Annotated in this window: 12 protein-coding genes and 1 pseudogene; 4 read left to right on the plus strand and 9 right to left on the minus strand. The window is 71.1% G+C overall.

All coding sequences use genetic code 11. The features are described from left to right. Nucleotides 1-8: 8 nt before the first annotated feature. The 3 genes from ACFZDC_RS26285 to ACFZDC_RS26295 are packed head-to-tail and all read right to left on the minus strand — an operon-like array spanning nt 9 to nt 2328. Nucleotides 9-863: a phosphatase PAP2 family protein gene (locus ACFZDC_RS26285; protein WP_391327628.1), complete on the minus strand. Its 855-nt coding sequence runs from the start codon at nt 861-863 to the stop codon at nt 9-11. Further along, entirely contained in the window at nt 860-1678 is an 819-nt protein-coding gene (locus tag ACFZDC_RS26290) for a VTC domain-containing protein (RefSeq protein WP_391327630.1), read from the minus strand. Before ACFZDC_RS26290 ends, ACFZDC_RS26285 begins: the two co-directional genes overlap by 4 nt. Further along, nucleotides 1675-2328, minus strand: a complete 654-nt coding sequence (locus ACFZDC_RS26295; RefSeq protein ID WP_391327632.1) for a DUF4956 domain-containing protein — start codon at nt 2326-2328, stop codon at nt 1675-1677. Before ACFZDC_RS26295 ends, ACFZDC_RS26290 begins: the two co-directional genes overlap by 4 nt. 152 nt (nt 2329-2480) lie before the next feature. On the opposite strand from ACFZDC_RS26295, the gene ACFZDC_RS26300 reads away from it, so the two are divergent. From ACFZDC_RS26300 to ACFZDC_RS26315, 4 genes are all read left to right on the plus strand, one after another. Beyond that, the gene (locus ACFZDC_RS26300) at nt 2481-3152 is read left to right on the plus strand and encodes a response regulator (RefSeq protein WP_391327634.1); all 672 of its coding nucleotides are present in this window, start codon (nt 2481-2483) and stop codon (nt 3150-3152) included. Next, on the plus strand, nt 3149-4522 hold the full coding sequence (locus tag ACFZDC_RS26305; protein WP_391327636.1) for an ATP-binding protein: 1374 nt from the start codon (nt 3149-3151) through the stop codon (nt 4520-4522). Before ACFZDC_RS26300 ends, ACFZDC_RS26305 begins: the two co-directional genes overlap by 4 nt. A 146-nt stretch (nt 4523-4668) precedes the next feature. Then, nucleotides 4669-5094: a copper-binding protein gene (locus ACFZDC_RS26310; RefSeq protein WP_391327638.1), complete on the plus strand. Its 426-nt coding sequence runs from the start codon at nt 4669-4671 to the stop codon at nt 5092-5094. 368 nt (nt 5095-5462) lie between these two features. Beyond that, nucleotides 5463-7301, plus strand: a complete 1839-nt coding sequence (locus ACFZDC_RS26315; protein WP_391327640.1) for a glycoside hydrolase family 15 protein — start codon at nt 5463-5465, stop codon at nt 7299-7301. Nucleotides 7302-7346: 45 nt separating this feature from the next. Here ACFZDC_RS26315 and ACFZDC_RS26320 read toward each other — a convergent pair whose 3' ends face one another. The 6 genes and pseudogenes from ACFZDC_RS26320 to ACFZDC_RS26345 all read right to left on the minus strand — a co-directional run bounded on the left by ACFZDC_RS26320 (nt 7347) and on the right by ACFZDC_RS26345 (nt 12402). Then, nucleotides 7347-7679, minus strand: coding sequence for a hypothetical protein (locus ACFZDC_RS26320; protein ID WP_391327642.1), 333 nt, complete (start codon nt 7677-7679; stop codon nt 7347-7349). A 60-nt stretch (nt 7680-7739) separates the two neighbouring features. Then, nucleotides 7740-8351: a cytochrome d ubiquinol oxidase subunit II gene (locus tag ACFZDC_RS26325; RefSeq protein WP_391327644.1), complete on the minus strand. Its 612-nt coding sequence runs from the start codon at nt 8349-8351 to the stop codon at nt 7740-7742. Nucleotides 8352-8389: 38 nt separating this feature from the next. Further along, nucleotides 8390-8698, minus strand: a pseudogene (locus tag ACFZDC_RS26330) (cytochrome ubiquinol oxidase subunit I); the annotation flags it as partial. 37 nt (nt 8699-8735) lie between these two features. Continuing rightward, on the minus strand, nt 8736-9575 hold the full coding sequence (locus ACFZDC_RS26335) for a glucose 1-dehydrogenase (RefSeq protein ID WP_391327646.1): 840 nt from the start codon (nt 9573-9575) through the stop codon (nt 8736-8738). A 156-nt stretch (nt 9576-9731) separates the two neighbouring features. Then, complete coding sequence (locus ACFZDC_RS26340; RefSeq protein WP_391327648.1) at nt 9732-11312, minus strand: GMC oxidoreductase; 1581 nt, start codon at nt 11310-11312, stop codon at nt 9732-9734. A 118-nt stretch (nt 11313-11430) separates the two neighbouring features. After that, nucleotides 11431-12402: a cyclase family protein gene (locus ACFZDC_RS26345; RefSeq protein ID WP_391327649.1), complete on the minus strand. Its 972-nt coding sequence runs from the start codon at nt 12400-12402 to the stop codon at nt 11431-11433. Nucleotide 12403: the final 1 nt, after the last annotated feature.

The following is a 12403-nucleotide window of genomic DNA, read 5'->3' on the forward strand; positions in this document are numbered from 1 at the left end:
GGCGTGAGTCAGTGGCCGCTGATCGCGAGCTCGTAGTCGCCGAGCAGGTCGCCGAGCAGGGTTCCGGCGGTGATGTCGCTGGAGACGTGGCCGGCCATGTAGAGGCGGGAATAGAGGACTTCGTCCTGCATCCACCGGTAGTCCCCGGCCCGGTGCGGGGAGAGGGCGCTGAGGAAGGTGACGGCGGCGGCGGACCGGGCGGCGTGACGTGAAGGGTAGGAGTACGGGCCCTTGGCACCGGGCTTGATGTGCTTCTCCGGGCGCAGGGTCGGGTCCAGGACGAAGGGTGCCGGCTGCTTGTCACGGGCGGCGAGCTGGTCGCAGACGGTCTTGGCCAGTTTGAGGGCCGCCTTGAGTTCGGCCTTCTCCGCCTTGCCCTGTGGGGCGGGGATCAGCTCGCGCTGGTCGTGGAGGTAGAGCTTCCAGATGTCCTTCTTGCCGTTGAGCTCCAGCCAGGTGGCCGCCTTCGTCCCGGCGGCCGTGCGGGTCTTGGCCAGCTGCTGGACCTGATGGAGTTCGGCGGTGCGTTCCTTCGCCGCAGGCGGTGCGGGGATCTGCCGGGCGGCCCACGCGGCGAACGCCTTGTCGTCGCGGGTGGTGCCGTGCGCCTTCTTCCACTGCGCGAAGAGGGCATCGGCCTTCTTGCGCTGGGCGGCGGCCTGCTTGCCGATCGGGGTGATCTCAGTGTCTGCGAACAGGGATGGGGGCGGGTTCTGCTTGATGCGGTCGGTCGCTGAGAGCTCTTGTTTCGCCGAGGAGGCCGTGGGCGCCCATTGCGGTCGCAACAGGCCGAAAGCGGCGGCCCCCACGGCGAGCAGGGCGATGACCGCGTACGGCCATGTGATGCGACGCAGGGCGTTCATGCGGCGGGGGTCCTTTCGAGGAGCGGTGCGGAATGTGCCTCGGCGGTGAAGTGCGTGCGGGCGAGACGGCGTACGTCGTTGTCGGGCAGGCCGGGCGTGAGCAGGGAACGACCGACGATGTACTTGCTCAGGGAGACGGGCCGGGCACCCATGCGCAGCAGGAGGCGGTCGGCGGGGGCGGGGCTGCTGCCGCCCTTGGTCTCTACGAGGACGTACCCCGGGTCGAGGGCGGCGGTGCGGTCCCCGTGATGGCAGGTGAGGCTGCCGTCGAGCGTGACGCGTGTTCCGTGTTCCAGGTCGGCGAGGGCCGCGCGGACGTAGCGGATCTCCGCGGCGGGGGACAGTGCCGCGGTGGTGACGGGGATGTCCGCCCGTCGCAGTACGTCGTCGATGAACTCGGCTGCGCGAGCGTCCAGCCGGCCGTAGGCGTGGGCGGGGGCCGTGAGGGCGTGTTTGACGGTGGCGCCGCGGCCGTCCTTGGTCTTCACTTCCACCCGGCACAACCCGTCCTCCGCGTACAGGCGAGTGCGAACCTTCCAGCGCCGGCGGCGTCCCTGGACGTGGGCCCGCCAGGCGCCGAGCCGCTCGGTGTCGAAGTAGGTGCTGAGGTAGCTCGTGGTACGGCGGCCGACCAGGTCGAGGACGTGGTGGCTGTCGGCGAGCCGGTCCACGAGGAGGCGTGCGCGGTCGAGGGAGATCAGGTACTTGCGGTCGGTGCGGTGCTGTAGCGCGGCGGCCGCGTCGACCTCGGCGAGCGTGGCGCCGCGCAGGGTGCACAGGTGGAGATCGGCCGCGAGGGGGGAAGCAGGCGTCATGCGACGGTCACCTGCTCGCGCGGCTCGATACCCTGGGCGGTTGCCTCCTCGCCCGGTACGACGGGGTAGCGGGCGGAGACCCGGGTGGTCTCGCGGACGTAGTCGACCTCGTCGACCACCACCGACAGCGGAGCCTGCCCGAAGCGCGACGCGACATCCTCGGCGATCAGGGACGGGGCCTGGTAGATGCGGTCCAGGGTCAGTTTCACCGTGCGGGTGGGCGGCTGGTACGCGCGGGGATCGTCGGCCAGCAGAACGGCCACCAGGACGAGAGCGTCCAGGGCGATGACGAGCCAGCTGTCACGCTGCGGGAGTCCGGTGCACAGGGCTGTGACCAACGTCGCGAAGGTGTAGGCGACGTCGCGGAGGGTGAAGGCGGCGCTGCGCAGGCGGACCAGGGAGAGGATGCCGAACAGGCCGAAACCGACCCCGGCGGGGAACTTGCCGGCGCTGATCGCGCTCATCGCCGCGAAGAGACCGATGTTCAGCGCGACCAGGACCAGCGGCATCGCCGGTGCGCTGGGACGACGCCGGTAGAGCCACCCGACCAGGATCAGCAGGGCGACGACGTCGAGGCCGCCGCGCGTGGTGAGGTCCGTGGGTGCGATGTGGGCGGTGATGCCCTTGGCGGCGAGCACCAGTGTGTCCATGGCTGTCCCTTCCGTCCCGGCACGTAGGACGGCGGACCGATCGCGGCCCGCGGTGCGCCGCGACGTGAAGGACGGTAGGGATGCCACATGAACAGACCATGAAGCTTTTCGCGCCTGCGGAGCCGGGGTCGCGGTCGATTAGCCTGACCGGCATGCACTACCTCGTCGTCGACGACGAGACCCGTCTCACGGACCTCGTCGTCCGCTACCTCACCGAGTCCGGGCACACCGCCGCAGGCCGATACGACGGCCCCTCCGGCCTCGCCGCCGCCCGTGACCCCCGCCTGGACGGGATCCTCCTGGACGTGATGCTGCCCGGCCTGAACGGGGTCGAGGTGTGCCGGACGCTGCGCGGGGAGGGCATCGACGTCCCCGTGATCCTGCTCACCGCGCGCGGTGCGATCAGCGAACGGGTCGCCGGACTGGATGCCGGCGCCGACGACTACATGGTCAAGCCGTTCGCCATGGAGGAGCTGCTGGCCCGGCTGCGCGCGATGTCCCGGCGCCGTCCCGACTGCTCCGGCCGCCTGCAGGTCGGCGACCTCGTGCTCGACCCCGAGCAGCAGCGGGCCTGGCGGGCGGACACCGAACTCGACCTGTCCCGGCGGGAGTTCGCCGTGCTGCGGGTGCTGATGGAGAACGCCGGCCGGGTGGTGACCCGGCTGCAGCTGCTCGACGAGGTCTGGGACGGCGAGACCGACCTGCGCAGCAACGCCATAGACGTCCATGTTTCCAAGGTGCGCGCCAAGGTCGACCGGGCCTTCGACCGTACGACGATCACGACCCTGCGCGGACGCGGCTACCGCCTGGAGACCGCCTCGTGACCTTGGCGGGCAGGCTGCCGGCCTGGTTCGGGCGGCTGCCCGTCGTCACGCGTCTCGTGCTGGCCGTCGCCGTCACCATGTCCCTCGTTCTGACCGGAGCGGCCGGGCTGGTCTACTGGCGGGTCCAGACCGCCCTCGACCGGCAGCTCGACGACGACCTGGCCGCCTACCAGCACGGCCTCGACCGGGCTCTGCGCGCCGGCTCCGCGCTGCCGCCGGGCCCCAGCGGCAGTCTCCACCAGGTCCTCGACACCCACGGCCGCATCCTCGGCTCCAGTGAGGCCGTGGAGCACCGGGCTCTGCTCACCCCCGCCGAACTCGGCGCGGCCGCACACGGTCACGCGGTACGACGTGATGTCGGCTCGCTGCTGCCGATCACTCCGGACACGCTGCGCCTGCAGGCCAAGCGCGTCAGGGTCGGCGAAGCAACCCGCGTCGTCGTCGCCGCCGTGCGCCGAGGACACCGCGACGAGGCCCTGCGCGAGCTCCTCGCCCAGCTCGCCCTCGCCTCCGGACTCACCCTGATCGCCGCCTCGTACGTCGGCTACCGCACCGCCCGTGCCGCCCTGCGCCCCGTCGAGCGCTACCGCAACGCAGCAGCCACCCTCGCCGACGGCGCCCAGAACCTGCGCCTGGACGTGCCCGCCGACCGCGACGACGAGATCACCCGCCTCGGCCACACCCTCAATCGCATGCTCGACCGCCTGGAGGCATCCGCCGAGCGCGAGCACCAGTTCATAGCGGACGCCAGCCATGAACTGCGCACCCCGCTGTCCCTGCTGCGGGCCGAAGTCGACGTCGCGCTGCACCGCCCCCGCTCGGCCGAGGAACTCACCGAGACACTGCGCTCCGTGGACGCCGAGGTCCAGCGCCTGATCGCCCTCTCCAACGCTCTGCTGGACCTGGAAGAACTCGGCAGCACCGACCACCTCACCCGGGCGCCCGTATGGCTCGCCGACCTCGTCGACACCGCCGTGGCCCCGCACCTGCGCACCGCCGAAAAGGCTGGGCGTGACCTGGCCGCCGACACGGACGACACCACCGTCGACGTCGACGCCCGCTGGCTGGTGCCGGCCATCGGCAACCTCGTCGACAACGCCCTCCGTCACGGCCGCGGGACCGTCCGCCTCACCGCCACCGTCCACGAAGGCAGGCTGCGGCTGCGCGTCACGGACCAGGGGCCGGGCTTCCCCGCCGAGTTCCTGCCCCGGGCGTTCGACCGCTTCGCCCGCGCCGAAGCGAGCCGCACCAGCGACGGATCCGGCCTGGGACTCGCCTTCGCGCAGGCCGTCGCCGCCGCGCACGGTGGCACCGCGCACGCCGAGAACTGTGGGGGCGAAGCCGCCGTCACCCTCGACCTGCCCTGCTGACCGGTGCGGGTGCAGCGGGCGGGGATGTCGGCCACGGCGGTGTGAACTTCGGGGCCCGTGTCTCCGTATCCGTCATAGAGGACACTTCGTAGCAGATGCGGACGATCCAGACCGCTCGCCGATGGTCCTCGAAGGAGATGAGCCCCATGGCGATCTCGGCACGTACGACCCGTACGGCACTTTCCACGACGGCGGTGGCCTTCTGCGCCACTCTCGTCCTGGCCGCCTGCTCGAACGGGGGCGGCGGTCACGCGAACAGCTCGGCGGGCTCGGGCACGGGGCAGACGATTTCCGGGACCCGGGTGACGGTCACCGAGACCGAGTACGGGCTGAAGCTCTCCCGGGCGTCGTTCGCACCGGGCACCTACACCTTCGTCTCCGACAACGCCGGCAGGATCACGCACGCCCTGTCCGTCGACGGCCCCGGGGTGGAGGACGCCCGGACCAAGGACATCCAACATGGCCAGCAGGCGACGCTGACGGTGACCCTCAAGAAGGGCACGTACGACTTGTACTGTCCGATCGACGGTCACAAGCAGCTCGGAATGGACCAGCACATCCACGTCGGATGAGACACCTCAGGCCCGTGCCCCGGCTCACCCGTCCGAGGCACCCGCCGAGGCGCCCGCGTGTGTCCGCGACGGCGGACGCCGGAGTGTGTGGCGCGCACGCGACGCGTTGCGCGAGCCGGGCGATGGTGGACGGGTACGGGTGTTCCACCGTCCCCTCAGGGAGGCCCGTCGACCTGCGTCTGTGGCGCTGTGCGGCGCGCCGTGCGGCGCGCCGTGCCGCCGCACGGCGCCGGCGCTGGAGCACCGCTCACCTTCGTGACCAGCACTGTCGCGCGCAGCTGACTCGACGGGCCGGAGCCGGACCCCCGGCCTACGCTGATCGGTGGGGGGAGCGTTCGGGTGATTCGCACACCGAGAGGGGCGTCCCTATGGACGACTACCCGCTGATCGAGAATCACGGTCTGATCGGCGATCTGCAGACCGCGGCGCTGGTGACCACCGACGGAGTGGTCGACTGGTTCTGCTCCCCGCGGTTCGACTCCCCGAGCGTGTTCGGGGCGCTTCTGGACAAGGACAAGGGGGGGCACTGCACGGTCCGGCCGGCGCACGTGACGTATGCGACCAAGCAGTTGTACCTCCCCGACACGGCGATCCTGGTGACCCGGTTCATGACCGAGGGCGGCGCCGGTGAGGTGCTCGACTTCATGCCCGTGACCGGTACGACGGTCACGTCCCGCCACCGGCTGGTCCGCCTGATCCGTTGTGTGCGCGGCAGCATGACCTTCCAGGTGGAGATCGCCCCACGGTTCGACTACGGACGCCGGGCACACCGGTTGCACATCACCCAGCACGGAGCGGTGTTCGCGGCGGAGGACGGCACGGAACTCACCGTGCACCCGATCCGGGAAGCGGATGACGAGCGTCTGATGGACGTTCTCACAGACCGGGATGCCGACCTGCACTTCTCGGTGACGATGCAGGCGGGCCAGCAGCGCGGGATGGTCCTCGAGATGGGCGCCGAGGGGCCGCCCGCGGAGGTCCGCCGCGCCGAACACCAGCAGCTCTTCGATGACAGCGTGGCGTTCTGGCGCTCCTGGCTGGCCCAGTCGCGCTACACCGGGCGTTGGCGGGAGGTGGTGGAGCGTTCCGCGATCACGCTGAAGCTCATGACCTTCGCCCCCAGCGGCGCCGTGGTGGCCGCCCCGACGGCGGCCCTCCCGGAGCAACTGGGCGGCGAACGCAACTGGGACTACCGCTTCACCTGGATCCGTGACGCCTCCTTCTCCGTGTACGCACTGCTGGGACTGGGCTTCACGGAGGAGGCCAGGGCGTTCATCATCTGGCTGGGCAGCCGGGTCCAGGAGCGGGCCGGCAGCGACGGGGAGTCCGGCCCGCTCAACATCATGTACAAGGTCGACGGCTCCTCCGACCTGGACGAGCAGATCCTCGACCACTGGGAGGGCTATGCGCGTTCCGCGCCGGTGCGGATCGGCAACGGTGCCGCCTCGCAGCTCCAGCTGGACATCTACGGCGAGGCGATGGACAGCATCTACTTCGCCCACCGGCACGGCTTCCAGGTCGGGCACAGGGGATGGAACTCACTGCGGACGGACCTGGACTGGCTGGCCGACCACTGGGATCAGGCGGAGGAGGGTATTTGGGAGACCCGCGGCGGTCGCCAGGACTTCACGTACGGCCGTGTCATGTCCTGGGTGGCGTTCGACCGTGCTCTGCGACTCGCCGAGGCGAAAGGGTGGCCGTCCGCGGCCGGACGCTGGCACGCCGAGCGGGACGCCGTCTACGAGCAGGTCATGGCCAAGGGGTGGAGCGACGAACGTCAGGCCTTCGTCCAGCACTATGGCAGTGGCGTACTGGACTCCTCGCTGCTGCGCATGGCGACGGTCGGCTTCCTCACCCCCGAAGATCCGATGTGGGCATCGACCCTGGACGCCATGGAGCAGGAACTGGTCAGCGACAGCCTGGTCTACCGCTACAACCCCGAGGCCTCGCCCGACGGCCTGCGCGGCTCGGAGGGAACCTTCTCACTGTGCACCTTCATGTACGTCGACGCCCTGGCGCGAGCGGGGCGCACCGACCGGGCGAGGCTCGTGTTCGAGAAGATGCTGGGGTACGCCAACCATCTGGGCCTGTTCTCGGAGGAGATCGACCCGACGGGTCGTCAGCTGGGCAATTTCCCGCAGGCCTTCACCCACCTCGCCCTCATCGACTCGGCCATCACCCTCGACGCGGCGCTGGACCGGCGTTAGGGCCCTTCTGATGGGTCTCCGTGGGGGAGATCCATCAGAAGGGCCCTAGCCGGCCGGGTCCGCGTCCGACGCCGGTGCGGGCCCGAGCAGCACCAACACGTCGCCGTCCGCCGCCGTGGCCGGCACAGCTTCGGTGGCGCAGGTCCGGTCCCAGCCCGGCGTCGTGGAGGATGAGCGCCACCGGCACCGAGACCAGGGGGAGAAGGCCGGCCCCAGGAGCTTTTCGGGATCGACGACGTCGGTCGGGGCTCCGGCGGCGAACCCGGCCGGCAGCAGGAGGATCAGGGGCGGGATCCGCCGCCGGCTCGCGAGGATCCGGCAGCCCACGGCGAGGGCCACGGTCAGGCCGATGCCGAGCAGGATGTCGTTCTCGGTCACCGGGCTCGCGCCCTTCACGCCCTTCGGTGTGCGCCGCGCCGGTGCGGGTCCGCCACGAGGTCAGCCCTCGTCGCCGACACCCGTGGCCCGCAGTTCGGCGTCGGTGAGACCCTCCAGCTCACCGTGGGTGTCCAGCCAGTACAGCAGGGCGACCGCGGGGACGACGAGGAGGACGGCGACGAGGGAGACGAGGCCCAGCCAGCGGAGCGTGGTGGGCGCGCCCGCCCCCTCGGACACGGTGAGCGAGGTCGGGATCAGATACGGGCGCTGGGCCGTCCCCCAGGCGATCACGGCCGAGGCGACCACGCCGACCGCCGTGACCCGCGACCAGGCCCCGGAGGACCGGATCAGCAGCGCCGCGGTGGCGCAGGTGGCCAGTGCCGCGAGGACGACGAGGGCGAGCCCCACGCCGTGGGTGAGGCCGTGCCACACATGAGGTGCGTCCCCGTGGGTGACGAACAGCGTGATGACGGCGAGCGCGGCGACGACGGCGAGGGCGCCCAGCGCCCGCCGCCGGAAGTACCGGTCGAGGTCCGGCGCGGTGAAGCGCCGGGCGTCCGCGGCGAGGAACACCGCCCCGAGCAGGGCCGTGGCCGCGATGGCGAGCAGGCCGAACAGGAGCGAGGTGGGGTTGGCCCACACGTCCGTCGACGCCGTCGCACCCGCCGTCACCCGGCCCGAGGCCACTCCCCCGGCCGCGGCGCCCAGGGGCCGAAGACATCGCCCCACCGGCCCATCCTGCCCGGCCACAGCAGACCGAACTCGAAGGAGAGCACGGTGCCGGTGACGACGCCGATCGCGAACTGGACCGCCATCACCGCCGACCACCGCCGGGCCAGCAGCAGGGCGGTCGCGTCGCCGCGGCGCAGACCGTAGCCGTGCATGATCAGCGTGATCAGCGGCAGCGCCACACCCAGCGGCACCAGGATGATGTGGGAGGCGAGGGTGAAGGCCATCAGCGATCTGGCCGGGAGCATCTGTGCCGGCGGGTCCGCCAGCGAGGTGATCAGGGTGTGCATACAGGTCTCCCCCGGGGGCCGACGCGAGTGAGGTGGGTCAGCCGCCGGTGGCGAAGCCCGGGAAGAGGGTCATCCCGCCGTCGACGTAGAGGGTGGTGCCCACGACGTAGTCCATGAGGTCGGAGGCGAGGCCGACGACGGCGTTGGCGATGTCATCGGGCTCGCCGACCCGCTCGTAGGGGATCAGCCGCATGAGATCCTGCTCCGCCTCGGGCGTCTCCCAGGCGTCACGGTTGATGGGGGTCTTGATGGCTCCGGGGGCGACCGCGTTCACGCGGATCTTCTTCGGGGCGAGCTCCTGCGCGAGCGTCGCCATCATCATCTGTACGCCGCCCTTGGACGAGGCGTAGTTGACGTGACCGGACCACGGGATGATCTGGTGCACCGAGCTCATGCAGATGATCTTCCCGGCCGCCCTCGACACCTCCGGGACCACTCCGCGGCGCAGGAACTCCCTGGCAGCCTCGCGGGCGCAGAGGAACTGCCCGGTGAGGTTGACGTCCAGGACCTTCTGCCACTGGGCGAGGGTCATCTCGGTGATCGGGGCGTCCCGCTGCAGTCCGGCATTGGCGACCAGGATGTCGATCGTGCCGAACTCCTGGACCATCCGGTTCGTCATGGCGACGACCTGGCCCTCGTCGGACACGTCCGCCTCGTAGGCGGCGGCCCGCACACCGAAGGCGGTGATCTCCTCGACCACCTTCTCCGCTTCCTCACGGCCGGCCACGTAGTTCACCACCACGTCGGCCCCGGCCCGGCCCAGAGCAACGGCCGTCGCCTTGCCGATCCCGGAGTTCGCGCCGGTGACCAGCGCCTTCTGGCCCCTCAGCAGGTGCGTGGGGATCACGCCCTGGGGTGCGCCCTCGGTGGAACTCACGATGCCTTGCTCCTCCACTGCGTGCCCGGTCCGGCCGGGGCCCGTGACCCGGCTGCTGAGGGCCTCAGACAAGCAGCGTGGAGGAGCGGCGGCATGTCGGGGCGGACCGGGTTGCGCTGCCCGGCTGAGATTGTTCGCCCGGCCGGTGGCGCAGGGTCAGCCCAGCCGCTCCAGCAGGTGGTCGCCGACGCGCAGGGCGTTCGCGATGGCCGTCAGGGACGGATTGACCGCGCCGATGCTCGGGAAGAAGCTCGTGTCGACGACGTAGAGGTTGTCCAGCTCGTGGGCCTTGCAGTTGACGTCCAGGGCCGAGGACGCCGGGTCGGTGCCGAAGCGGACCGTGCCGGCCTGGTGTGCGGTGGCGCCGATCGGCATGCCCTTGTGCAGATAGATGCTGCGCGACAGCAGGCGGTGCTCGTGCATGCCGAGCCGGCCGAGCATGTGCTGCAGTTTGTGCCGCAGCCGCTGGAGACCGGCGATGTTGTTGCCCTCGTCGAGGGTGAGCCGGATCCGGCCGTCGCCTTCCAGGGTCACCCGGTTGTCCGGCTGCGGCAGGTCCTCCCCGCACAGCCAGAAGTCGACGGCGTGATGGGCCATGACCTCGAAGGGCATGTCCGGTGCCACCGATCCGGCCCAGCGCGGGGCCTCGCCGTGGATCTGCTCGGCATCCGACTTGCCGAGCATCTGGATGCCTCCGAGGGGGTACTCCCAGTCGTCCGCGCCCAGGTACCAGTCGTGCAGGGCGAGGGTCTTCTGGAACTGCGTGTCGTTGGGCTCCTTCGAAAGGGCCATCAGCGCGAGGTTGTTGTGGCGCATGTAGTACCGGCCGACGACGTCCGAGCTGTTCGCCAGCCCGCGCGGATGCCGGTCGTTCGCCGAAGCGAGCAGCAGGGCCGCGGAGTTGACCGCCCCGCACGCCACGACCACGACGTCCGCCGAGAAGCGGGCCTCCTCCTCGTCCGGGAGCTGGGCGACGACGGTGGTGACGCTGCGCCCGGTGGCATCGGTCTCGAGCCGCGTCACCCGGGCGTTGGTGACCATGTCGACGTTGGGGTGCCGCAGTGCCGGCTCCACACAGATCACCTGCGCGTCGGACTTGGCGCGGAGCAGGCAGGGGAAGCCGTCGACCCGGTCGCAGCGGATGCAGGCGCTGGAGTTGGTGGCCCGGCCGAGCTCGTCCTGGGCGAGGTTGACCCCGATCGGCAGGTGGAAGGGGTGCAGGCCCTGCTTCTCCAGGTCGTGGCTCAACTGCGTGATGCGCGGCTCGTGTTCGACCGGCGGGTAGGCGTACTGTCCGCTGCAGGGCCCTTCCCAGGGGTCCTCGCCGTGCCGGCCGTGCACCAGGTAGAGGTGCTCCGCCTGCGTGTAGTACGGCTCCAGGTCGTCGTAACCGATGGGCCAGGCGGGAGAGATGCCGTCGTGGTGGCGCAGTTCGCCGAAGTCCTCCGGGCGCAGCCGGAACAGCGCGGCGCCGTAGAACTTGGTGTTGCCGCCGACGTAGTAGTTCACCTCGGGCGGGAACTCGTTGCCGTGGCCGTCGAGCCAGAACTCCGGGGCCCGGTACTTGGCCTTGACGAACACGGCCGTGGAGTCCCAGTTGTCGCGTTCGCGCCGCAGATGGTCACCGCGTTCGAGGACGAGCACCCGTTTGCCGGACGGCGCGAGGCGGTGGGCGAGCGTGCCGCCGCCGGCACCGGTGCCGATGACGACGACGTCGTAAGAGGGCAGGGCATCCACGGCATCCACCGTCCTTGCTCGTGCGGCCCGCGGCCGTTGTCGGCTTGCCTCTTCGAACTCTTCGAACGTACGCGCCCTCCTTCCGTGCGGCACCCGGAGCGGGCACGCACCGGCACGGTCACAGGACGGCGATCGGGTTCACCGGAGAGCCGGTGGCCGCCGGCAGCCGCAGCGGGGCGACCACGCACAGGAAGCGCCAGCGGCCCTGCTGCTCGCAGACCGGGACCAGTTGCTCGAAGTCCAGGTAGTCCATCAGATGCAGCCCCATGGCGTTGACGGCCAGCACATGCACGGGGAACGGGACCTCGGCCACCGCGCTGGGCGCCGTGTCGTTGTTGCCGTCCGATCCCAGCGCGGACACGCGCCGTTCGGCCAGGAAGCGCATCGCCGTCGGATGCAGGCCCGCCCGCGCCCCCGCCACGTCCCAGGCACCGAGGGTCCGGCGGCGCAGCCGGTGGCCCACGCGCACGAACAGCAGATCGCCCGGTCCGACCGTCGTCCGCTGGGCGGTCTCGGCCGCGACGAGGTCGTCGGCGGTCACGTCGTCGCCTGGGTCGAGCCACGGCACTGCCCGCAGGCGCGGGATGTCCAGGAGGACCCCACGGCCGACGATGCCGTCGCGCACCAGGTCGAGCGTGAGCGCGCCGGCACCGTCCGGTGTCACGGTGCTCGCCGGGACGCCGCCGTACAGCTCGCCGTCGAAGATCACATGGCACAACGCGTCCAGGTGGCTGTCGACGTCCCCGTGCACGTCCATGGCGAACCGGTCCCGGGCGAACCGCAGCCCGTGCCCGTCGGTCTCCCGGTGCGTCGGTGCGGTCATCCGGTGGGAGGCGGGCTCCGGGCTGTCCGGACCGGGCCGGGTCTCGATGGGCGCGGCCAGCGACACGGAGCGCCCGCAGCGGACCTCGGCGGCGGCCGCCACCATCCGCTCGGGCGTGAGCCGGTCCAGCGCGCCGCGCGGGTCGCCGGTGCCGTCCCGGGCCTGGTCCCGCAGTCGTCCGTACAGCTCGCGGAAGGCCGCTTCGGACAGGGCGGGCGATGCCGCGGAACGCGGGGGTGGGGGTGGGGGATGCGGGTGCGAATCCATC

The sequence above is a fragment of the Streptomyces sp. NPDC007905 genome, from assembly GCF_042959345.1.
Classification (GTDB): domain Bacteria; phylum Actinomycetota; class Actinomycetes; order Streptomycetales; family Streptomycetaceae; genus Streptomyces.

Bases quoted from the DNA above. Each gene is read 5' to 3' on its own strand.
- ACFZDC_RS26285 (WP_391327628.1), bottom strand. From the start codon at position 863: ATGAACGCCCTGCGTCGCATCACATGGCCGTACGCGGTCATCGCCCTG.
- ACFZDC_RS26290 (WP_391327630.1), bottom strand. From the start codon at position 1,678: ATGACGCCTGCTTCCCCCCTCGCGGCCGATCTCCACCTGTGCACCCTG.
- ACFZDC_RS26295 (WP_391327632.1), bottom strand. From the start codon at position 2,328: ATGGACACACTGGTGCTCGCCGCCAAGGGCATCACCGCCCACATCGCA.
- ACFZDC_RS26300 (WP_391327634.1), top strand. From the start codon at position 2,481: ATGCACTACCTCGTCGTCGACGACGAGACCCGTCTCACGGACCTCGTC.
- ACFZDC_RS26310 (WP_391327638.1), top strand. From the start codon at position 4,669: ATGGCGATCTCGGCACGTACGACCCGTACGGCACTTTCCACGACGGCG.
- ACFZDC_RS26315 (WP_391327640.1), top strand. From the start codon at position 5,463: ATGGACGACTACCCGCTGATCGAGAATCACGGTCTGATCGGCGATCTG.
- ACFZDC_RS26345 (WP_391327649.1), bottom strand. From the start codon at position 12,402: ATGGATTCGCACCCGCATCCCCCACCCCCACCCCCGCGTTCCGCGGCA.